General features: G+C 71.7%; 13 protein-coding genes (1 of these 13 cut by a window edge). 12 read left to right on the forward strand and 1 reads right to left on the reverse strand.

Translation table 11 applies throughout. From position 1 onward, the window contains the following. The 12 genes from E5671_RS35465 to E5671_RS35520 form a co-directional block, all read left to right on the forward strand. Positions 1–8,844, forward strand: partial view of a non-ribosomal peptide synthase/polyketide synthase gene (locus E5671_RS35465; RefSeq protein ID WP_160507934.1) — the final stretch only. Its footprint begins 22,155 nt before the window's first position; 8,844 of the gene's 30,999 nt are visible here — the last part of the coding sequence; the start codon falls outside the window, past its left edge; the stop codon is at positions 8,842–8,844. Continuing rightward, positions 8,837–10,147 (forward strand): MFS transporter, encoded by a 1,311-nt coding sequence (locus E5671_RS35470; RefSeq protein WP_160507935.1) that lies wholly within the window; start codon positions 8,837–8,839, stop codon positions 10,145–10,147. The genes E5671_RS35465 and E5671_RS35470 overlap by 8 nt, the downstream gene beginning before the upstream one ends. A gap of 179 nt (positions 10,148–10,326) precedes the next feature. Further along, positions 10,327–11,130 carry a thioesterase II family protein gene (locus E5671_RS35475; RefSeq protein ID WP_160507936.1) on the forward strand — a complete coding sequence of 268 codons (804 nt, stop codon included), beginning with the start codon at positions 10,327–10,329 and terminating at the stop codon, positions 11,128–11,130. Next, the gene (locus tag E5671_RS35480; RefSeq protein ID WP_237330302.1) at positions 11,127–12,986 is read left to right on the forward strand and encodes a fatty acyl-AMP ligase; all 1,860 of its coding nucleotides are present in this window, start codon (positions 11,127–11,129) and stop codon (positions 12,984–12,986) included. Before E5671_RS35475 ends, E5671_RS35480 begins: the two co-directional genes overlap by 4 nt. Then, a complete protein-coding gene (locus E5671_RS35485) occupies positions 12,983–14,743 on the forward strand; it encodes an acyl-CoA dehydrogenase family protein (RefSeq protein ID WP_202121386.1) in 1,761 nt (586 codons plus the stop codon). The genes E5671_RS35480 and E5671_RS35485 overlap by 4 nt, the downstream gene beginning before the upstream one ends. Next, the gene (locus E5671_RS35490; protein ID WP_160507937.1) at positions 14,740–16,473 is read left to right on the forward strand and encodes an acyl-CoA dehydrogenase family protein; all 1,734 of its coding nucleotides are present in this window, start codon (positions 14,740–14,742) and stop codon (positions 16,471–16,473) included. Before E5671_RS35485 ends, E5671_RS35490 begins: the two co-directional genes overlap by 4 nt. Before the next feature lie 61 nt (positions 16,474–16,534). Then, positions 16,535–17,308 carry an enoyl-CoA hydratase-related protein gene (locus E5671_RS35495; RefSeq protein ID WP_160507938.1) on the forward strand — a complete coding sequence of 258 codons (774 nt, stop codon included), beginning with the start codon at positions 16,535–16,537 and terminating at the stop codon, positions 17,306–17,308. Between the two features lie 139 nt (positions 17,309–17,447). Next, positions 17,448–18,899 carry a condensation domain-containing protein gene (locus tag E5671_RS35500; protein ID WP_160507939.1) on the forward strand — a complete coding sequence of 484 codons (1,452 nt, stop codon included), beginning with the start codon at positions 17,448–17,450 and terminating at the stop codon, positions 18,897–18,899. Next, positions 18,892–19,887, forward strand: coding sequence for an alpha/beta fold hydrolase (locus tag E5671_RS35505; RefSeq protein WP_336605935.1), 996 nt, complete (start codon positions 18,892–18,894; stop codon positions 19,885–19,887). The genes E5671_RS35500 and E5671_RS35505 overlap by 8 nt, the downstream gene beginning before the upstream one ends. Further along, positions 19,884–20,174, forward strand: a complete 291-nt coding sequence (locus E5671_RS35510) for an acyl carrier protein (protein ID WP_160507940.1) — start codon at positions 19,884–19,886, stop codon at positions 20,172–20,174. The genes E5671_RS35505 and E5671_RS35510 overlap by 4 nt, the downstream gene beginning before the upstream one ends. Before the next feature lie 39 nt (positions 20,175–20,213). Beyond that, positions 20,214–21,296, forward strand: a complete 1,083-nt coding sequence (locus E5671_RS35515; protein WP_160507941.1) for a zinc-binding dehydrogenase — start codon at positions 20,214–20,216, stop codon at positions 21,294–21,296. A 273-nt stretch (positions 21,297–21,569) separates the two neighbouring features. Further along, the gene (locus E5671_RS35520) at positions 21,570–22,328 is read left to right on the forward strand and encodes a BTAD domain-containing putative transcriptional regulator (protein ID WP_160507942.1); all 759 of its coding nucleotides are present in this window, start codon (positions 21,570–21,572) and stop codon (positions 22,326–22,328) included. Positions 22,329–22,370: 42 nt separating this feature from the next. On the opposite strand, the gene E5671_RS35525 is transcribed toward E5671_RS35520, so the two are convergent. Continuing rightward, on the reverse strand, positions 22,371–22,712 hold the full coding sequence (locus tag E5671_RS35525; RefSeq protein WP_160507943.1) for a hypothetical protein: 342 nt from the start codon (positions 22,710–22,712) through the stop codon (positions 22,371–22,373). Between the last annotated feature and the right edge of the window lie 76 nt (positions 22,713–22,788).

The following is a 22,788-nucleotide window of genomic DNA, read 5'->3' on the forward strand; positions in this document are numbered from 1 at the left end:
TCGCTGCGCGCCGTCCGCCTGGCCGGGGCGCTGCGCGCCGCCGGGTTCGACGTGTCCGTCCAGGACGTCTTCGCGCACCGCACCGTCGCCGGACTCGGCACGCACCTCGCGGGACAGGGCGGGGGCACCTCCCTGGTCACCACCGTGGCCCCGTTCGCCCTGATCGACGAGGCGGACCGGGCTCTGCTGCCCGCGGGCGTGGTGGACGCGTATCCGTTGTCACAGATCCAGACCGGCATGCTCGCCGAGACCATGGCGGGCAGCCCCGGCGGACGGGCCGTCTACCACAACCTCAACTCCTTCCGGATCCGCGACGACAAGCCGTTCTCGCTCGCCGCGCTCCAGGAGGCCGTCGACACGGTCGTGGCCCGCCACGACATCCTGCGCACGTCGATGCACCTGTCCGACTACTCCCGGCCGCTCCAGCTCGTCCACGCCACCACCGGCTTCGCGGTGACCCTGCGCGACCTGCGCGGCCTGGACACGGCGGAGCAGGAGCGGCGCAAGGCCGAGTACGTGGCCCAGGAGCACGCCGTCGTCTTCGACCTGACGACCGCCCCCCTGATGAACGTCTCGGCGCTCCTGGAGAGCGACGACGCCTGGCGGCTCAACTTCACGTACCACCACGCCGTTTCGGAGGGCTGGAGCTACAACGCCTTGATGATGGAGATCGTCGAGTGCTACCGGCGACTGCGGGACGGCGGCGAGGTGCCGGAGTGCGGGGCGCCGGAGAGCGGGGCGCCGGAGTACGAGGCGCCGGAGTACGAGGCGCCTTCCATCCGGTACGCGGACTTCATCGCAGCCGAGCTGGCGTCGGTGGCGAGCGTGGAGGACCAGTCGTTCTGGCGCGGGGTCACGGACGGGCACGCCCCGCTCCGACTGCCCGAGACGTGGGGCGACCCGGAGGGCAGCAGCGAGGAGCGGCACGGTCTGCAGGTTCCGTTCGCGGATCTGGAGGGGCGCCTGCGGGAACTGGCGCGTACGGCAGGCACCTCGCTGAAGAGTGTGCTCCTTGCGGCGCATCTGAAGGTCCTTTCGGCGCTGACGCCTGACGAGGCCTTCCACGCGGGGGTCGTCTACCACGGCCGCCTGGAGGCTCCGGGCGCGGACCGGGTGCTGGGCATGCACCTCAACACCCTTCCTTTCCCGGCCGTTCGGCCCTCCTCCGGCACCTGGCGGGAATGGGTGGAGCGGGTCTACGCCCAGGAGACGGAGATCTGGGCCCACCGCCGCTACCCCCTCCCCGCCGTCCAGCGGGACGCCGGAAACTCCCGGCACCTCATCTCGGTGCTCTTCGAGTACCTCGACTTCCACCACGTCGACACCGACACGGTCGACACCGCCCAGGGCCTGAACGACGGCATCAACGAGTTCGCGATGAACGTCATTCCGACCAAGGGCAACTTCAACCTCGGCTCCACGACGGATGTGATCAGCGGGGAGAACCTGCGGCGGCTGGGGTCGATGTACCGGTCGGTGCTTGAGGCGATGGCGGCGGACCCGGAGGGGGACGCCGGGGTCGTGTGTCTGCCTGAGGGGGAGTTCGAGGGCGCCTCGGACTGCACCGAGTGGGGTGGCCGTTTGGGTGCGCTGGAGTTGTTCGCGGGGCAGGTGGCGGACCGGGCGGATGAGGCTGCGGTGGTCTGCGGTGAACAGCGGGTCACGTATGGGGAGTTGGAGGAGCGGTCGAGCCGGTTGGCTCGGCATCTGCGGGGTGCGGGTGTGGTGCCGGGCGCTGTGGTGGGTCTGTCACTCGGGCGGACACCGGATGTGCTGGTGAGCATGCTGGCGGTGTGGAAGCTGGGTGCGGCGTATCTGCCGATTGATCCTGCGCTGCCGGCTGAGCGTGCCGCGTATATGGCGGATGATGCCGGGGCTGTGCTGGTGGTCACGGACGAGTACCTTGCCGCGCACGGTGAGGGCATCGATCGTCTGCCTGCTGCCTTCGAGGCGGTCGCTGTGGATCCGGAGCAGGTGGCTTACGTGCTGTACACGTCCGGTTCGACCGGGCGGCCCAAGGGTGTGGTCATCAGTCACCGTGCGCTGCACAACCTGCTGGCCTCGCTGCGGGAGCGGCTGGGCTCGGGCTCCGGTGACGTGTGGTTGGCGTCGACGTCGATCTCGTTCGACATCTCGGGGCTTGAGCTGCACCTGCCGCTCATCACGGGCGGGCGCGTGGTCTTGGCGAGTGACACCGAGGCCAAGGACGCCACCGCGCTGCGGGCGCTCGCGGAAGCGCACGGTGTGACCCATGTGCAGGCGACGCCTTCGGGCTGGCGACTGCTGTTGGCGGCCGGGTTCGACGATCGCTCGGTGGTGGCGTTGACCGGTGGTGAACCCATCGACGCCGAGCTGGCTCGGGAACTCGTCTCGCGCGTAGGCCGGTTGGTGAATGTGTACGGGCCGACGGAGACGACGATCTGGTCGTCGCTCTGGGATGTTCCCGATGTCCTGGACGGTGTCTCGATCGGTGGTCCGCTCGCCAACACCCAGTTGTACGTGCTGGATTCGCAGGGGCGGTCGGTGCCGTCGGGCGTCACGGGCGAGCTGTGCATCGCTGGTGACGGTCTTGCCCACGGCTACCACGCGCGGCCTGGACTGACCGCCGAGAAGTTCCTGCCCAACCCGTACGGCCCTTCCGGTTCCCGGTTGTACCGAACCGGTGACCTGGCCCGTCGTCTGGCCGATGGCACCTTTGAGTGCCTGGGGCGTATCGACAGTCAGGTGAAGGTGCGCGGCTATCGCATCGAGCTCGGTGAGATCGAGTCGCGCCTGCGGGAACTCCCGGGTATCGAGACCGCGGTGGTCGTCGCCCGCGAGGACCGGGCCGGGGACAAGACCCTGGTGGCGTACCTCGTCGGCGAGGCGGCCTCGGCCGACTTGCGCGGGCAACTCGGTAGCACGCTTCCCGAGTACATGGTCCCGGCGGCCTACGTGACCCTCGACGCGATCCCGCTGACCAACAGCGGCAAGGTCGACCACCGCGCCCTGCCGGCCCCCGACCAGACCGCCTACGCGGGCGGGCGTCGTACCGCTCCGCGCACGCCGGCCGAGGAGCGGCTGGCCGGAATCTGGGCGACCGTCCTGGAGCAGGACGAGGTGGGGGTGGAGGACAGCTTCTTCGACCTCGGCGGCGACTCCATCCGGGCCGTCCGTCTGGTCGGCGCCCTGCGCGCCGCCGGTTACGACGTCGACGTCCGCGCGGTCTTCGAGCACCGCACCATCGCCGCGCTCGCCGTCCACCTCACCGGCACCGAAGGGGCGTCCCTGCTCACCGCCGTGGAGCCCTTCGGGCTGCTCGGCGAGGAGGACCGTGCCGCGCTCCCGGCGGACGTCGTCGACGCGTACCCCCTGTCGCAGATCCAGACCGGCATGCTCGTCGAGATGCTGGCGGCGCAGGAGCAGGGCAGGTCGGCGTACCAGAACATCAACTCCTTCCGGATCCCCGACGATCAGCCGTTCTCGGTAGAGGCGTTCCGCGCTGCCGTCGACCACATCACGCACCGCCACGAGACGCTGCGCACCACGCTCCACCTCACCGGCTACTCCCGGCCGCTCCAACTGGTGCACGACACGTCCGCTGTACCGGTGACGGTGCACGACCTGCGTGGCGAGAGCACACAGGGACAGCATGCGGCCCTGCGGGAGTTCGGTGCCGAGGAGCAGGCGACGGGCTTCGCGTTGGCCGACGCCCCCTCCTTGCGGATCGCGGTGCACCTGGAGTCGGACGATGCCTGGCGGATCACGTTCACGTACGTCCACGCCATCGCGGACGGCTGGAGCTACCACACCCTCCTCATGGAGATCGTGGACTGCTACCGCAGCCTGCGGGACGGCGGTCAGGCCCCGGTGCACGAGGCGCCCTCCGTCCGGTACGCGGACTTCGTCGCCGCCGAACTCGCCTCGCTGGACGGCGATGAGGACCGCGCCTTCTGGCAGGACGTCGTCGAGCGCCACGCCCCCGCCTCCCTCCCGGAGAGCTGGGCGGACGCGTCCACGAACCTGCCGGGGACGCACGAGCAGTCGATCCCCTTCGGTGACCTGGCCGATGGCCTCCTCGCCCTGGCCCGGCAGTCCCATACCTCCCTGAAGACGGTCCTGTTGGCGGCGCATCTGAAGGTCCTGTCGTCCCTCACGGCGGACGAGGCCTTCCACACGGGTGTTGTCTTCCACGGCCGCCTGGAGGCTCCGGGTTCGGACCGGGTGCTGGGCATGCACCTCAACACCCTGCCGTTCCCGTCGACTCGGCCCTCGGGTACTTGGCTGGAGCTGGTGGAGCGGGTCCACGCTCAGGAGACGGACATCTGGGCCCACCGCCGCTACCCGCTGCCCGCCATCCAGCGGGACACCGGCGACGGCCGGCGCCTGGTCTCCGTGCTCTTCGAGCACCTGGACTTCCACCAGGTCGATACGTCCGCCGTCGACGTGGCCGCCGGTCTGAACGACGGCGCGAACGAGTTCGCCCTCAACGTGGCCGCCTCCCAGCGGCACATCGCGCTGATCGCCTCCGCCGAGACGATCGACGGGGCGAACCTGCGGCGCCTGGCGGCCCTGTACCGCCAGGTGCTGGAGGCGATGGCCGCCGACCCGGCGGGCACGGCGGGCGAGGCACACCTCCCGGCCGAGGAACTGGCCGCCGCGCTTTCGGCACCTGCCGCGACCGAGTGGGGCTGTGCCGGTGCGCTGGAGTTGTTCGCGGGGCAGGTGGCGGGCCGGGCCGACGAGGCCGCCGTGATCTGCGGTGAACAGCGCGTCAGCTACCGGGAGTTGGACGAGCGGTCGAGTCGGTTGGCTCGGCATCTGCGGGGTGCGGGTGTGGTGCCCGGCGGTGTGGTGGGGCTTGCTCTGCATCGGACGCCGGATGTGCTGGTGAGCATGCTGGCGGTGTGGAAGGTGGGGGCGGCGTATCTGCCGATCGACCCTGCGCTGCCCGCTGAGCGTGCCGCGTACATGGCCGAGGATGCCGGGGCTGTGCTGGTGGTCACGGACGACTACCTTGCCGCGCACCGTGCGGAGATCGATGGTCTGCCTGCTGCCTTTGAGGCGGTCTCGGTGGACCCGGAGCAGGTGGCCTACATCCTGTACACGTCTGGTTCGACCGGGCGGCCCAAGGGTGTGGTCATCAGCCACCGCGCCCTGCACAACCTCCTGGCCTCGCTGCGGGATCACCTCGGCGCCGATCACACGGGTGTCTGGCTGGCGTCGACGTCGATCTCGTTCGACATCTCGGGTCTTGAGCTGCATCTGCCTCTGATCACGGGCGGGCGGGTCGTTCTGGCCGGTGACGCCGAGGTCAAGGACGCCACCGCGCTGCGTGCGCTCGCGGAAGCACACGGTGTGACCCACATGCAGGCGACGCCCTCGGGCTGGCGCCTGCTGCTGGCGGACGGGTTCGACGATCCCGTTGTCACCGCGCTGGTCGGCGGTGAAGCCATGAGCGCCGAGCTCGCTCAGCAGCTCGGCTCGCGCGTAGGCCGGTCGGTGAATGTGTACGGGCCGACGGAGACCACCATCTGGTCGTCCTCCTGGGACGTGCCGCAGGCCCTCGACGGCTGCGTATCCATCGGTGACCCGCTCGCCAACACCCAGTTGTACGTGCTCGACGCGCAGGGCAGTCCGGTCCCGGTCGGCGTCACGGGCGAGCTGTGCATCGCCGGTGACGGTCTTGCCCACGGCTACCATGCCCGGCCTGGACTGACCGCCGAGAAGTTCCTGCCCAACCCGTATGGGCCGTCTGGTTCGCGGTTGTATCGCACGGGTGACCTGGCCCGTCGTCTGTCCGATGGCACCTTCGAGTGCCTGGGGCGTATCGACAGTCAGGTGAAGGTTCGCGGCTATCGCATCGAGCTCGGTGAGATCGAGTCGCGGCTGCGGGAGCACCCTGCCGTGACGGACGCCGTCGTCGTGGCGCGTGCGGACGATGCCGGGGACAAGAGCCTGGTGGCGTACGTCGTCGGCACGGCGGAAGCCGCCCCGCTGCGGGAGCACCTGGGCGAGGCGCTGCCGGAGTACATGGTCCCGGCGGCCTACGTGACCCTCGACGCGATCCCGCTCACCAACAGCGGCAAGATCGACCACCGCGCCCTGCCCGCCCCCGACCGGACCACGTACGCATCCGGCGGCCCTCGTACCGCCCCGCGCACGCCCGTCGAGAAGCGGCTCGCCGTCATCTGGAGCGAGCTCCTCGGGGTGGACGGCGTCGCTGTGGAGGACGGCTTCTTCGACCTGGGCGGTGACTCGTTGCGGGCCGTGCGGATGTTGGCGGAGTGCCGCGAGGCCGGGCTGCCGGTGGCCATGTGGATGATCCTCCAGGCGCGCAGCCTCGGCGACCTCGCGTCGCTGACGGCGGCGGCCGAGGCGGACGACGCCCGGTTCCCGGAGGACGGGATGCCGCTGCTGCCGGGGCACATCAAGTGGCTCGACGGCTACGCGGCCGGGGCTCGCACGGTACGGGTGCCGTGGGAAGGGCGGGCGGACGCCGACGTACTGCGGAAGGCGCTGGCGGCCGTGGTCCGACACCACCAGGCGTTGCGGCTGGTGCTCGACACCGCCGGTTCGCCGGCCGTCGCGCGGCTCGCCGAGGTCGACGACGACGCCCTGCTGCGGGTCGCCGACTTCGCCGCCGTACCGGCGGAGCGGCGTGCGGAGGCGGTCCGCGCGGCTGTCGCCGAGAGCGCGGCGGACGTCGACGCGCGCAAGGGCGCCGCTCTTCGCGCCACGCTGGTCCGCTTCGACGACATCCCGGACGACGAACTGTGGCTGTCGGGGCATGAACTTGCCCTGGACCACAGCTCCTGGTCCGTGGTCCTCGCCGACCTCGTGACGGCCGTACGGCAGGTCGCCCGCGGCCGGGTGGTCCAGCTGCCCGAGGTGCCCGTACCGCTGCACGGCTGGGCCCGGCAGCTCGCCGGTCTTGCCGGGAGCGAGGAGATGCTCGACCAGGCCGAGGCCTGGCTTGGGCTGCCCGAGGCCCCGCCGCTTCCCGTCGACCACAAGGGCGACCACGAGGTCGGCCACGCGGTCCAGGGCGTGACGGTCGACGGCAACACCGTCACCGTGGCGCTCCCGGCGGAAGAGACCGCCGAGCTGCTGGCCGCTGACCGGCCCGAGCGGCTGCTGCTGTCCACGCTCGGGCGGGTGCTCGCGCGCTGGGCCGACGCGGACCGCATCGGCGTCGAGGTCACCGTCGACCCGCGCCGGGAGGCGTCCGACGAGGCCGCCGCCCTGGCCCGGACCGTCGGCCCGCTGACGGACCGCGTCCCGGTGTCCCTGCGCCTGCCGCGCGACCGTGGCCCCGCGGCCGATCTGACGTCGGTGACCCGGCAGTTGAGGGCACTGCCCGCACCCCGCCACGGCTACGGCCTGCTGCGCTGGCTGGCTCCTGATCCGGACGTCGCGGAGGAGCTGGCGGCTCTGCCTGCACCGCAGGTCCGGTTCGGGTTCACGCCCGCCGATGACGTCCGCGGGGACGCGGCCCTTCCGTTCGTACCGGAGCATGCGGTCATCCAGGACACGGAGCTGCCCCACGGGCTGCTCCTGGACGTCGACGCCCGCGTCCACGGCGACCGGCTGTACCTGCGCTGGACCCACCGCACAGCCATCCACGAGGAGTCGACCGTCCGGAAGCTGGCAGAGGAACAGATGGCCGAGCTCGGCGCGCTGCTGCGCGACGGAGCGCGAGGCCCGCGGCGAGGTGCCGCCCGCGCGGTCCCGGATGTCCGGGACGCCGTCGAGGGGGTGATGGCGCGGCACGGCATCCCGGGCGCGAGCCTGGCCCTCGTCAGGGACGGCGAGGTCGCGGAGGTGCACGCCTTCGGGGTCCAGCGGGCGAACCACGCCGTACCGGTTACGGACGACACGGTGTTCGCTGCCGGGTCGATCAGCAAGCACCTCACGGCCTTCACCGTGCTGCGGCTGGTGTCCGGTGGGCTGCTCGACCTCGACCGCGACATCAACGACTACCTGACCTCCTGGCGGGTCCCCGACGGCCTTCCGGTGACCGCCCGGCTGCTGCTCGGCAACCAGGCCGGCTTCGCCGGGCACCCCGACCTGACGGAGGGCTACCGCCGGCACGACCCGGTGCCGACGGTGCTCGACGTGCTGAACGGACGGGCCCCGGCCCGCACTCCGGCCGCGCACCGGCAGGACGAGCCCGGCGCGGTGTTCCATCTGACGCCCTTGCACTACTCGGTGCTCCAGCAGGCGATGAGCGACCTGACCAGCGAGGAGTTTCCCGACCTGGTCAGGCGGCTGGTGTTCGACCCGCTGGGGATGACCGGCAGCGGCTTCGAGCCGCGCTTCCCCGACCTGTCGGGACGGGAGTTCGCCCACGGCCACGACGCCGACGGGACACCGGTGCCCGACGGGTACTACGTCAACCCGGAGGCCGCTGCCGGTGGCTTGTGGAGCACCGCGGCCGACCTCGCCGCGCTGGCCGTCCAGGTCCGGCGCTGCCGCCTTGGGCTGCCGGGCGCCCTCGTCGAGCAGGAGCTCGTACGGGAGATGCTGACGCCGAGGTCGGGCCGGATGTACGGCTGGAGCACCATCGTCGACGACTCCTCGGGCGACCTGGAGTTCGGCCACGGAGGGCAGGCGTACGGCTACCAGGCCATGACCGGGCTTCGGCTGCACTCGGGAGTCGGCGCGGTCCTGCTGACGAACGCGGTGGCAGGACGGGAGCTGGTCCGGCACGTGATCGCCACGACCTGGAGCGAGCGGACCCGCACGGCGGGCCTGTGGCAGCGCGCGGTCGACGAGGCGGTACAGCGGGAGCAGCGGGAGCAGCGGGAGCAGCGGGAGCAGCGGGAGCACGGCGCGGACGGTTCGGGTGTGCACGGTGTCTGAGCGCCTCGAAGTGTCCGAGACCGTCCCGCCCTCCGCGGATGCCGCGGATGCCGCGGACACCGCGACATCGCCTCCCGTTCCCCTCCGCCGCAACGCCGACTTCATCCGGCTGTGGGTGAGCGCCGGAGTCTCACGGCTCGGTACGTCACTGACCATGGCGGCGTTCCCGCTGCTGGTCCTGTGGCACACCGGATCGGCCGCCGCGACGGGTCTGGTGACCTTCGCGGCGGCGCTGCCCGGCTTCCTCGTCCAGCTGCCCTCCGGGGCGCTGGTCGACCGCCTCGACCGCCGGAAGCTGATGATCGGCTGCGACGTGGTGGGCGTGCTGGTCGTCAGCAGTGTCGCCGCCACCGAGGTGGCCGGTCGGTTCTGGCTGCCGCACCTGATGGCCGCCGCGTTCCTCCTGGCGTCGGTGACGATCGTCTATCAGTTGTCCGAACGGGCCACCGTCCGGCATGTGGTGAGCCCCGGACAACTGCCGGCCGCGCTCTCCCAGAACGAGGCGCGCGGCGCGGCCATCGGCCTGCTCGGACAGCCCGGCGGCAGCGCGCTGTTCACGCTCGCCCGCTGGCTCCCCTTCGCCGCCAACGCGCTGGCCGCCCTGGTCGCCCTCGTCCTGCTGCTCTTCATCAGACGGCGCTTCACGGCCGAGCAGGCGCCCGGCCCCAGGGAGCCGCTGCGCGCCGAAGTCACCGCGGGCGTCCGCTGGCTGTGGCAACGGCGGTTCCTGCGCACGATGGTGGGGATCTTCGCCGGCAGCAACCTGGTCTTCCAGGTGCTGCTCCTGTCGGTGATGGTGATCGTCCACGACGGCGGCCACTCGCCCGCGATCGTCGGCCTGGTCGTCGGCGCGGGCGGCGTCGGCGGTGTCCTGGGCGCCCTGTGCGCGTCCTGGTGGCTGCGCAGGGCGAGCCTGTACCGGACGGTGGTGACCGGTTTCGCCGTCTGGACCGTGCTCGTGCCGCTGTCGGTCCTCGCGCGCAGCCCCCTCGTCCTCATCGGCACCCTGGCCGGTATCTCCTTCGTGGCGAGCCTCTTCAACGTCGCAGGCGGCATCTACCAGATGCGCGTCACCCCCGACGAACTACAGGGCCGGGTCAACGGCGCCACCGGCGCCCTGTCCTCCGCCGCGAGCGCCATCGGCGCCCTCGGCGGCGGCTGGCTCCTCGACCGCGCCGGTCTCACCGCCACGGGCGTCGGCGTCGGTGTCATCGTCCTGCTCCTTACCGTGACGGCCGCCGTGAGCCCCGTCGCGCGCTCGGAGGGCCGCGAGCGCCAAACCGCCGACACACCCGTCACATAGACGGTGCGTCAGGCATCCGCACCTGTTGTGCGGAAGCGATATGGGCCGCATATAGACGCGGGCGGCAGCGTGTGGGTCGGGGCCCGTACGCCCCGCCCGCGGGGCGGTGCGTCGGCGTGCGGTACCCACCCTCGACCCCTTGCAGGCAAGTGCGCCCCCGGCGTTCCGGAAGGACTGTGATGACCGAGTCAGCGGACAGGTGGTTCCGCCGCTACCGAGCGACCACCGCACCCCGGCTGCGCCTGGTGTGCCTCCCGCACGCCGGCGGTTCGCCGACCGCCTACCGGACGTGGGCCCGCCGCCTGCCCGAGGACATCGAGCTCCTTGCCACCTGCTACCCCGGCCGTCAGGACCGGTTCGCCGAGCCCTTCGCCGACTCGATCGGAGAACTCGCCGACGGGGTCGCGCAGGCGCTCGAGCCGCTCCTCGGCACCCCGCTCGCCCTGTTCGGGCACAGCATGGGCGCGGTCGTCGCCCATGAGGTGACCCGGCTCCTTGACGCCCGCCACGGGGTGCGACCGCTGAGGCTCTTCGTGTCCGGAGCCGACGCCCCGCACCGTCGCGAGCGCACCGACCTGCACAGCCGGGACGACGCCGAATTCCTCGCCGAGATCCGGCAGTTGGGCTCGTCATCCCTTGCGGAGATCGACGACCCCGCCCTCCTGGAGATGGTGCTGCCCGTCATCAAGGCCGACTACCGCCTTGTGGAGACGTACCGCCCGGACCCGGCCGCCAAGACCCGCTGCCCGGTGGTGGCCTACGTCGGCGACCAGGACGAGGACTGCGCGATCGAGGACGTCCGCGCCTGGTCGCAGACCACCACGGCCGGCTTCGAGATGCGGGTCTTCCCCGGCGACCACTTCTACCTGGAGCAGCAGGAACCCGAACTGCTCGCCCACCTCACCGGCCACCTCCGGGCCGACCTGCGCCTGCGCGCGGCCGTCGGCCGGACGGCAGGGTCCGCCGCGGAGCACGGCGCATGACCACCGACCGCATCACAGAAAGGCCGTCCGCGCACATGAGCGACGACCACGACGCCCTCGTGAGCCCCGACCACCTCATGAGCCCCGAACACCTCGTCGGCCGACTCGAGACACACGCACGGGACATTCCGGACCGGCCGGCCGTGGTCTTCGTCCGGCACCCCGACGGCCGGCCCGTCGAGGAGACCCTGACGTACGGCGCACTCGACCGCGAGGCCCGCAAGGTCGCCGCCTGGCTGCGCGGTCGGTGCATGGCCGGCGACCGGGTGATGCTCCTGTACGGCACAGGCCTGGAGTTCGTGAAGGCGCTCATCGGCTGCATGTACGCCGGTGTGGTCGCCGTACCGTCCCCGATGCCGGGGCAGCAGCGCGGCCACGACACCCGCTCCGCCGGGATCGTGCGGGACGCCGACGTCCGGCTCGTGCTCACCACGTCCGGTGAACTTTCCTCCATCACCGCCTTCCTGGCGGAGGCCGACGCCGAGGACGTGCCCTGCGTCGCCACGGACACCCTCGACCTGGCCGAGGCGCCCGGCTGGCAGGTACCGGCGCTGGACGCCGCCACCCTCGTCATCCTGCAGTACACGTCCGGCTCGACCAGCGACCCCAAGGGCGTGCGGGTCACCCACGGCTCGCTCGCCCACAACGTCGGCGAGATGGCCCACGCCTTCGGCCTCGACTCCGGGTCCCGGATGGGCAGTTGGCTGCCGCAGCACCACGACATGGGCCTCATGGGCAAGCTGTTGCTGCCGCTGCACCTGGGCGCGACCACGGTCCTGATGACGCCCATGGACTTCCTGCGCCGCCCGCACCTGTGGCTGCGGCTCCTCGACACGTACCGCATCACCACCACCGTCGCCCCGAACTTCGCCTACGACCTCTGCGTACGCCGCGTCACCGACGAGCAGCTCGCCGGCGTGGACCTGTCCCGGGTGCGCAACGCGGGCAACGGCTCCGAACCCGTCAGCGCCCGCACCCTGCTGAACTTCGCCGAACGCTTCGCATCGGCGGGCTTCCGTCTCGACGCCTTCAACCCCTGCTACGGCATGGCCGAGACGACCCTCCTCGTCACCGGTACGGGCCCGGGCCGTGCCCCGGTCCTCGCGACCGTCGACGCCGATGCCCTGGCCCGCAAGGAGCTCCGCGCCCTGCCCGCCGACGCCGAGGGTGCCCGTCTTGTCAGCAGCGGCCGCGTCAACGACCTGACCGTGCGGATCGTCGACCCCGACACCGGGCGGACGCTGCCCGACGGCCGGGTCGGTGAGATCTGGGTACGCGGCGACAGCGTCGCCGACGGCTACTGGCGCAACCCCGAGGCCACCGAGCGGATCTTCCGCGCCCGCACCGCCGAGGGCGAAGGACCTTACCTGCGCACCGGTGACACCGGAGCCCTGTACGACGGCGAACTCTTCGTCACCGGCCGGGTCAAGGAGATGCTCGTCGTCAACGGCCGCAACCTCTACCCGCACGACCTGGAGCGCGAGGTCCAGGACCTGCACGAGGCGTTCCAGGGCCTCGCCGGCAGCGTCTGCTCGGTCCCCGCCGACGGTGAACGGGTCGTCGTGATGCAGGAGATGCGCCCGCGCGGGTCCTCCGCCGCGGACCTGCCGGAGCTGGCCCGCACCGTGCGCGGCGCGCTGGCCGAGCGCGTCGGCATCCGCGTCGGCGGCGTGGTCTTCCTGCGCCCCGGCCAGGTCCGCCGCACCACCAGCGGCAAGATCCGGCGCTCCCACATGCGGCAGCTGTTCACGGACGGCTCACTGCCGGGCCTTTACGAAGACCTCGACGCCCCGCTGCTGCGTGAGTTCCGGGGATCGGCGGCACCGGCCGCCCAGGCTCCTGGACGGTCCGCGTGAGACACGCCCCGTATCTCGCCGCCGCCGACCTCGACCGGCGCCTCGGTGACCCCGCCGACGAGGGCCGGCTGTTCTCGTACGCCCGCTGCGGGGCGCTCGACGACCGCGAGGAGTTCCCGCTGGAGATCTGCCGGGAACTGGACCTGCTGGGCCTGCACCGGCAGTACGTCCCGTACCGCCACGGCGGCGAACTGCGCTCCTACGAGCAGGTGTTGCAGCTGATGCGGGCGGTCGCCCGGCGCGATCTGACCGTCGCCGTCGCCCACGGCAAGACCTTCCTCGGCGCCGTCTCCGTCTGGGTCGGCGGCGATGCCCGGCAGATCCGGGAGACCGCGGCGCGGGTGGCCGACGGGGCCGTGGTGTCCTGGGGTCTTACCGAGCGGGACCACGGCAGCGACCTGCTCGCCGGTGAGGTGACCGCGCGCCGGGACGGCGGCCACTACCGGCTCGACGGCGAGAAGTGGCTGATCAACAACGCCAACCGGGGCCAGCTGATCTGCGTCCTCGCCCGCACCAAGGACACCGAAGGGCCGCGCGGCTTCAGCCTGCTGATGGTCGACAAACAGCGCCTCGACCGGAGTGCGTACCGGCCGCTGCCGCAGGTGAGGCTGCACGGCATCCGGGGCGCCGACATCAGCGGGATCGCTTTCACCGACGCCAAGATCCCCGGGGCATCGCTGGTCGGCGCGGAGGGCGAGGGCAGTGAAATCGTCCTCAAGAGCCTGCAACTGACCCGGACCCTGTGCGCCGCCCTGTCCCTGGGCGCCGCCGACCACGCCCTCGCGCTGGCCACCGGCTACGCCCTCGACCGGCACGCCTACGGCGACCGGCTCGCCGACCTGCCACAGACGCGCAGGCTGCTGGCCCAGTCGTACGCCGACGTACTGCTCGCCGAGGCGACGACCCTCGTCGCCGGCCGCGCCCTGCACACCCTCACCGGCGAACTGGCCACCGTCTCCGCCGTCACCAAGTACTTCGTGCCGAGCCTGGTCGACCGGGTCGTCGCCCGCCTTTCCACCGTGCTCGGGGCGCGCTCCCTGCTGGTGGGGGACACCTACGAACACGGCCGGTTCCAGAAGCTGCAACGCGATCACAGGATCGTCGGCATCTTCGACGGCAACACCGTGGTCAACCTGCACGCCCTGATCAACCTGTTCCCGCTGCTCGCCCGGCAGTGGCGGCGCGGCACCGTCGACGAGACGGGACTCGCGGCCGCCACCACGCTCGGCGCCGACCTGCCCGACTTCGACCGCGACGCTCTGTCCCTGCTGCCGCGCACCGGCTGCAGCGTCGTCCAGGCACTGGCGCCGGGTGTACGGGAGCTGTCCGCGCTCGCAGCGCGGGGCGAGCTGCCCGCCGGGGTGGCGCGCCGCGCCGAGGGTGTCCTTGCCGCCGCCGAAGGCCTCGCCGCCGAACTGGACGGCTACCGGCCGACCGCCGTCGACGTACCGGCATCAGCGTTCACCCTCGCCGAGCGCTACGCCTGGTGCTTCGCCGCATCGGCGGCCGTCCACCTGTGGCTGCGCAACCGGCACGCCGTCGCCGAAGCGGGCGCGGACGCCGGGCACACGGCCGAGCTGTGGCAGGACGGCCGCTGGCTTGAGGCCGCGCTCGCCCGGGTCCTCGACCACCTCGGCACCTCCTGGCCCGACGCCACCGACGACGTCCTGGAGCGCCTTGTGCCGACCCTGATCGCCCAGCACGAGTCCGGGCAGCTGCCCTCCCTCCTCCACCACCCGCTGAAGGTGAGCGCGTGACCACGATCCCCCACCCGCCCACGGCGGCTTCGGTCCACTCCCGGCTGCACGATCCTGCGCCCCTGGAGGCCCTCCTCGGCAACCCCGGCGACCTCGACAACCCGCTCGGCTTCGCCGCCCTCATCGCCGCCGACGAGCGCGGCGACCTCCTGGCGACCGGCGAACGCGCCCTGGACGCCTACGGCCTGGGCGCGGAGTTCGTGCCCGGCGACCTCGGCGGGCGACTCACCCGCGCCGACGAACTGGCCCGTGTGCTGCGCCCGTTGTTCCGCCGCGACATCGCCCTGGGCCTCGGGCACGGAGCAAGCAACCTGGTCGGCTCGGTGAACGTGTGGGCCGCGGGCCGTCCGGACCAGCGCCGGTGGCTGGCCGACGTCCTGCTGCGCAACGGCCGTATCGCCGCCGCGTACACCGACATGTCGACCGGCAACGACGTGACCCGCACCGGCTTCCGCGCCGAGGTGCGCGGCCAGGAGCTCGTTCTCAACGGCCGCAAGGAGATCATCAACAACATCGCGCGCGCCGAAGCGGTGACCGTCCTGGCCCGCACCAGCGAAGCCCCCGGCAGCCGCAGCCACTCCCTGGTGCTCATGGACTCCGCCACGGCGCCCCGTGACCGGCTGCGCTTCCTGCCCCGCTACCGCACCAGCGGCGTGCGCGCCATGTACCTGGGCGGCCTCGAGTTCCGCGACTGCCCGCTACCCGTCGACATCGTCACCGGCGACCTCGGTGAGGCGATGGAGACCGTACTGCGCGCCTTCCAGGTGACCAGGGCCGTGCTGCCCGGCGCCGCAGTCGGCACCCTCGACCAACAGCTGCGCACCGTCCTCGACTTCGCTACGGAGCGGCGCCTGTACCGCCGTACCGTCCTCGAACTCCCGCACGCCCGCTCAGTCCTGACCGGCGTCTTCCTGGACCTGCTCGCCGCCGACTGCCTCGCCACGACCGTGTGCAGGGCGCTGCATCTGCTGCCCGAGCAGACCAGTGTGTACGCGGCCGCCGTGAAGTTCCTCGTGCCGCTGCTGATGCGGGACGCGGTGGACTCCCTCGCGGTGGTCCTCGGGGCGCGCTCGTTCCTGCGCGAGGGCCCGCACGCGGTGTTCCAGAAGCATCTGCGCGACCTTCCAGTGGCCTCGCTGGTGCACGCGGGCGGCACGGTCTGCCTGGCGACGATCATCCCCCAGCTGCCCCGGCTCGCCCGCCGTGCGTGGCTGTCCGACGACGTCCCGGCGCCCGCCGGCCTCTTCGACCTCGACGGCCCGCTGCCCGACCTGGACTTCGGCCGCCTGGCCATCACCGCAGGCCGCAAGGACCCGCTGATCGCGACCCTGCTGGCCGCCGAGGCCGAGCTGCGCACCGAGCCCGTCATCGGCCCCCTGCTCGGCCGGTTCACCGCCGAGCTGCGCGAACTGGCCGCCCGGTGCCGCGAATTGGCGCCACGCGATCGCACGCCGCTGGCCGGACCCGTCAGCTTCGAGCTCGCCGAGCGCTACGCCGTACTGCTCGCGGCCGCCGCCTGCGTCGGTGTCTGGCGGCACAACACCGACAAGGCCGGTGCCTTCCTGCGCGACCCCGGCTGGCTCACCGGCGTGCTCGGCCGCCTTGCCGCCCGGCTGCGACTCGCGCCGGTGCCCGGAGCCGACGCGGCACACGAGGAGATCGCCCGTGAGCTGTTGAACCGTCACGAGCAGCGCGACGGCTTCGATCTCGTCGGCCGCCGGCTGGCGTGACAGCAGGACAGCGACACCAGGACCACGACACCAGGGCAGCGACAACAGGAGGGGATGGACAGTGGCGGTATTCGTCCGGGCCGAGAAGGAGGGCCGGGTGGCGACCATCAGGATCGTGCGCCCCAAGGTCAGCGGGGTGGACCCGGCCGTACCGGGGGAGATGACCGCGGCCGCCGACGAGGTGGGCCGCGACGACGCCGTACGGGCCGTGATCCTGCGCGGCAGCAAGCGGGTCTTCGCCTCCGGCGCCGATCTGCACGGCATGGCAGGACGACCCACGGCCGAGGTCCGCGCCCACACCGGGCGACTGCAGGCCGGGTTCAGCGCCATGGCCGCCATCCCCAAGCCCGTGGTGGCCGCCATCAGCGGTTACGCCCTCGGCGGCGGACTGGAACTCGCCCTGTGCGCCGACTACCGGATCGCAGGCCGTGGCGCGCTGCTCGGCCTCCCCGAGATCCGGCTCGGCCTGATCCCCGGCACCGGCGGCACTCAGCGGCTGCCCCGCCTGGTGGGCCCCGGCCAGGCCAAGAAGCTCATCTTCACCGGCCGGCCCCTGACCGCCCAACAGGCCCTGGACATAGGCCTGGTGGACGAGGTGGTCGCCGACGAGGACGTCGACCGCGCCGCCCGGAGCCTCGCCGAGGAGTTCGCCCAGGGGCCCACCGCGGCCCTGGCCGCAGCCAAGCGGGCCGTGGACGAGGGCCTCGGCACTCCGCTGGAGACCGGAATGGGCGTCGAGTGCCGGGAGTTCGCGGGCCTGTTCGCCACCGAGGACCACCGCATCGGCATCGACGCCTTCCTCGACGGCGCGATCCCCACCTTCACCGGCCGGTGAACGGGACGCCGCCGCGGACGATATGGCCGCCGTATAGATCACTCCGGCAGCCTGGGCAGAGGCGAGCCCAGCGGCGATGAGCGCGTTCCCCACTTACCCGAACCGACCGGCCACCGGCGGCGCCGACAGAAAGACAACCATGCCGACTCACCATCAGCTCTCGCACGCGCAGCAGGCCTTGTGGTTCCTCCACGAGCTGGCGCCCGCCAGCAGCGCCTACCACACCGGGGTCGCCCTGGCAGTGCGCAGCGCGCTCGACACGGCCGCCCTCGCCGAGGCCGTCGCCGCGACGGTCCGCCGCCACCCCATGGCCGACTCCGCCTTCATCCGGCACGAGGGACACCCCGTAAGGCTCCACGCGGCGCCCGTGCCCCCGGGCCTCGAGGTGCGCGAGGTGCCGGGAGCCGACGACGCGGAGCTGCACCGGGCCGTCCGCGACGCCCTCAACGAGCCGTTCGATCTTGAGACCAGGGGCGCGTTCCGGTTCGTCCTGCTGCGCCGTACGCCCACGGACGCCGTCCTCCTCGTCGCGGGCCACCACATCGGCACCGACGCCACCTCCAACTGGCTGCTGCTGCGCGACGTGGTCCACGCCCACGGCCGCATCGCGGCCGGCGACAGTGCGGGCCTCGCGCCGGTACCCGGCGACTACGACGCCTATGTCGCCAAGGAGGCGAAGCTCCTTGCCTCGTCGCGTGGTGACCGGCTCGCCGCCCAGTGGCACGCCCGCTGCGACGGCGCCGTCCCTGCCGAGATCCCCACGGACCGGCCCCGCACCCCGCACCGCTCCGGCGTCGGCGCGACCCACACGATCGACCTCGACGCCCCCCAGGTGGCCCGTCTGCGGGAGGCCGCGCGCACCTGCGGCGTGACCCTCTTCTCCTACCTGCTCGGCACCTTCCAGGGGCTGCTGCACCGCTACACCCGGCAGAACGACTTCCTCGTCGGCTGCCCGACCACCACCCGCATGGCGCCGGCCCTGCGCGAGGTCGTCGGAAACTTCATCAACACCCTCGTCTTCCGCGCCGAGTTCGGTCCCACGACGACGTTCCGCGAAGCGGCCGTGGCCGCCGACGCCCAGGTCCGTGCGGGCATCGCCGGGGTGGGCTACCCCTTCTCAACTCTGACCCGCACCGCGAACCGCCCGCGCAGCAGCTCGGGCTCCTCCCTGTGCCAGATCACCTTCAACATGATCGGCACCGCGGCCCCGGACCCCCTCATGCGGCTGCTCCTCGACAGCGAGAGCGGCGGCGACGCCATCGAGTACGCCGGTCTTGTCCTTGCGCCGTGCCCGCTGCCGCAGGCGGAGGGCCAGCTCGATCTCTCCGTGAACATCCGCCAGAGCGCCGAGACGCTTTCGGTCGACTTCCGCTACGACGTCGACCTCTTCGACCCGGACACCGTGCGGCGCTTCGCCGGCCTCTTCGTCCGCGCGGCCGACCAGTCCGCCGCGGACCCGGACGCCCCCGTCGCCCGGCTGCGCCTGATGGACGCCGCGGAACTGGCCCGCCTGATGGGCTTCGACGACGACACGTATGACGACGACGCCGATGACACCGACGCGTACGAAGAGGTGGCGCGGCGTGTCTGAGATCACCCACCGCACCCTGCGCGCGGGAGGCCGCGGCTTCCATGTCGCCGAGGCCGGCGAAGGCCCCCTCGTCCTGCTGCTGCACGGGTTCCCCGAGCTGTCGTACTCGTGGCGGCACCAGCTCACCGGGCTCGCCGCGGCGGGCTTCCACGCCGTCGCCCCGGACCTGCGCGGTTACGGCGGCAGTGACCGCCCCGACGGCGTCGACGCCTACACCATCCACCACCTGGTCGGCGACGTCGTCGCTCTCCTCGGCGCGCTGGGCGCCGAGCGTGCCGTGGTCGCCGGCCACGACTGGGGCTCCCAAGTCGCCTGGCACACCGCCCTGATGCGCCCGGACCGGGTGCGCGGGGTGGCGGGCCTGAGCATCCCCTACCGCCCGCGCAGCGGCCTGCCCCCGCTGCCCGCCCTGCGCCGCGCCTTCGGCGACCGCCACTACATGCTGTACTTCCAGACCCCTGGCCTCGTGGACGAGGAGCTGGTACGGGACCTGCCCGCCACGTTCCGCCGCATGCTGGGCGGCACCTCCGGCGGCGCCCCCGCCGTCGACCCGGTGGTCCCGCAGGACGGTGCTCTGCTCGACATCTACCCGGACCCCGGCGTCCTGCCCGACTGGTTGACGGAGGACGACATCGCCGTCTACGCCCGGGAGTTCGGCCGCACCGGCTTCACCGGCGGTCTGAACTGGTACCGCAACCTCACCACCAACTGGGAGCTCACCGCCCCCCTCGCCAAGGCCCGGATCCCGGTGCCCGCGCTGTATCTGGCCGGCGCGGACGACTTCGTCATCCGCGCCATCGACCCCGCCCACCTGGAGTCCGAACTCCGGCGCTGGGTGCCGCACTTGAGAGATCTCGTCCTGCTGCCGGGCTGCGGCCACTGGGTGCAGCAGGAGCGGCCGGCCGCCGTGACCGAGGCGCTGGTCGCCTTCGCCCGATCCCTCGAACCGTCCGACCCTTCCACGACCTTGACCTTGGAGCACCGATGACCACCGCACAGCAGCCCTCCGCAGCCACCGCCGAGCACCAGGCCGTCGTCGACTGGCTGGTCGAGAAGGTGGCCTTCTACCTCGACGTCCCGGCGAGCGGCATCGCACCCGACGGCAAGCTCGTCGAGTACGGCCTCGACTCGGTGTACGCGCTGGCCCTGGTCGGCGACATCGAGGACGAGTACGACATCGAGGTGGAGGCCACGCTGGCCTGGGACCACCCGACGATCGAGTCCATCGCCGGACTGGTGCGGGAGCTGGCCGCCGGTCCGCGCACCGACGGCTGACCTGACGAGGAAGAGTACGGCGGAGGAAGGAGTACGCCCATGCGCGCCGCGATCACCCGTGACGGAGCCCTCGTCGTCGAGGAGGTGCCCGATCCCGTACCGCAGGCAGGACAGGTCCTCGTGCGCACCCTGGCCTGCGGGATCTGCGGGTCGGACCTGCACGCGCTCGACGACCCGGACGCGTTCATGGACATCATGCGCCGCACGGGCGGAACCCCGCACGACATCCGTGAAGGCATCGTGCTCGGCCACGAGTTCGCGGCCGAGGTCGTGGACTACGGCCCCGGCACCGTGCGTGCCCTGCCGGTGGGCACGACGGTGTGCGGACCGCCGATCGGGTTCGGCCCGCAGGGCTCCGGGATCATCGGCTACACACCGGCTTTCCCGGGCGGCTTCGGCGAGTACATGATCCTGCCGGAGGCGTTCACGATGGCGGTGCCGGGCGGAGTGCCGGCCGAGGTCGCCGCCCTGACGGAACCCTTCTCCGTCGCGACGCGCGCGGTCCGGCGCTCGGTCATGGAATCGGGTGACGTGGCGGTCGTCCTCGGGCTCGGTCCCATCGGCCTCGGTGTCGTCGCCGTACTGAAGGCGCAGGGGCACGGTCCCGTGGTCGCCGTCGACTTCTCGGCCGAGCGGCGGGCGCTCGCCGAACGCCTTGGCGCTGATGTGCTGATCGACCCCGCGGTCGAGTCGCCGTACGACCGCTGGAGTTCGCTCGGGGTGGTCACCGGGACGATGGACCGGATGGCCGCCGAGTACCGCGGGTTGAAGGTGCGCGACGCCGTGCTGTTCGAGTGTGTGGGCGCGCCCGGCATGCTCGACCAGGTGGTGCGGGGCGCGCCGGCCGGCTCCACCGTCGTCGTGGTCGGCGTGTGTCTGCGGCCCGACACCGTCGACGCCGGAGTGGTGGCGCACAAGGAGCTGGACATCCGCGGCTCGTTCGGCGGCAGCCCGGCCGAGTACCGGCAGACCCTGCGGGACATCGCCGACGGCCGGATCGACGCGGGCGTCGTCATCACCGGCCGCACCGGACTCGACGGCCTGGCCGACGCCGTCGCCGAGCTGTCCGGAGGGGGCCGGCACGCCAAGATCACGGTGGATCCGCGGCTCGGCGGCACCTGATCCGCCCCCCTCATCCGTGGCACGGCACGGGCCGCACCGAGACACTCTCGGCGCGGCCCGTGCTTTTTTGTGTATTCCGCCGGTTGTCGCGAGGGATTCCGTGCGCTCCGGGTTCCGGGCGGCGCGCAAAGAAAGAGCAATGTGTTTCAAAGGGCACGGCCAATTACTCTTAGTTAGTTCAATACTGAACCCACAGCTGATTGACCTGCGGTTTCATGTACGATGCTTAGCGGTGCAACGCCCTGCACATGGAATGCACCAGGGGGTAAGACAGTGGATACGATAAAATTTCGCATCCTGGGGCCGATAGATGCCCTGTTGCATGGAGACGCAATACAGCTCGGCGGAACCAAGTCGAAGACTGTGCTCGCGGCGCTCCTCATGGCCGAAGGCCGGGTCGTCACCGTTGCCAGACTCGGGTACCTGCTCTGGAATGACCGGCCGCCGAAGACGTGCGATGCGCAGGTCTACACCTACATCTCACGGTTAAGGAAATCCCTGGGCGGCCAGGTGTCCATAACGCGTCAGGGACATGGCTACGCAATGTCCGTCGGTGATGCAGGGTGTGATTGGAAAGATTTCGAAAGACTGTCGAGAATGGGGCGCGACGCGCTGGCGGAACGCCGCTTCCGCATCGCGGCAAAGCATCTCAGCGACGCGCTCTCCCTGTTTCGGGGAAACGCGCTCACAGACGGCACGGAACACCTCGTGAGCGAGGAGTCGGCCAGTTTCGAAGAGGCCAGGATGGCCGCGCTGCAGGGCCGTATCGAGGCATATCTCGCGCTCGGCATCCACGCCGATCTGGTTCCCGAACTGCTCAGAATGGTCACCAGATACCCGTTCCACGAGCGGGTGCGGGCCCAGCTGATGCTCGCCCTGCACCGCTGCGGCAGGCAGTCCGAGGCCATCGCCGTCTACCACGAAGGGCGTCGGCTGCTCGCCGAGGAACTCGGTGTGGACCCCAGTCAAGTCCTTGCCGACGTCTTCCAGGGCATCCTCACCGGCCGTCCTGAGCTGCGGCCCGCGGCGTGATCCCGTGCGTGTCCGGCCGCGGTGCGTGTCCGCCCCCGGGCCTCAACTCCCGCAGCCGCGCCCGCAGATGACCGCACCCGCAAGCCACGTCGCGGCGACCGCGTACGGAGCTTCCCGCAGCAGTACCGACACCCCGCACAGAGCCGCGACGACCATGCACAGCCGCAACCAGGACAACCGCCGTCGGCGTGCCGCACGTGTGGCGATCGCCTCATCGACGGTCTCGTCGACGATCTCCGCGATGCGGTCGTCGATCAGATCGCCGTACCGGTCGACAAACCGGTACAGCTCCGCACGGGAAGCGGGTCCGGCCGCGGCGTTGCTTCCGTGGGGGGCGTCCGCGACCAGGGTGTCGCCCTCAACTGCCGTCTGCTGCTTCGTCATACGGATCACTCTGGCCGACCGGGTGCGGCGCTGTCGGTCATGTGCACCCACGAACCGGGGGTGGGTTATCCCTACC

It is taken from the genome of Streptomyces sp. BA2, assembly GCF_009769735.1.
Taxonomy (GTDB): Bacteria; Actinomycetota; Actinomycetes; order Streptomycetales; family Streptomycetaceae; genus Streptomyces.

What these genes read in the sequence shown, in the direction of transcription:
- E5671_RS35475 (WP_160507936.1), top strand. Translation starts at nt 10,327, where the DNA reads ATGACCGAGTCAGCGGACAGGTGGTTCCGCCGCTACCGAGCGACCACC.
- E5671_RS35480 (WP_237330302.1), top strand. Translation starts at nt 11,127, where the DNA reads ATGACCACCGACCGCATCACAGAAAGGCCGTCCGCGCACATGAGCGAC.
- E5671_RS35500 (WP_160507939.1), top strand. Translation starts at nt 17,448, where the DNA reads ATGCCGACTCACCATCAGCTCTCGCACGCGCAGCAGGCCTTGTGGTTC.
- E5671_RS35510 (WP_160507940.1), top strand. Translation starts at nt 19,884, where the DNA reads ATGACCACCGCACAGCAGCCCTCCGCAGCCACCGCCGAGCACCAGGCC.
- E5671_RS35515 (WP_160507941.1), top strand. Translation starts at nt 20,214, where the DNA reads ATGCGCGCCGCGATCACCCGTGACGGAGCCCTCGTCGTCGAGGAGGTG.
- E5671_RS35525 (WP_160507943.1), bottom strand. Translation starts at nt 22,712, where the DNA reads ATGACGAAGCAGCAGACGGCAGTTGAGGGCGACACCCTGGTCGCGGAC.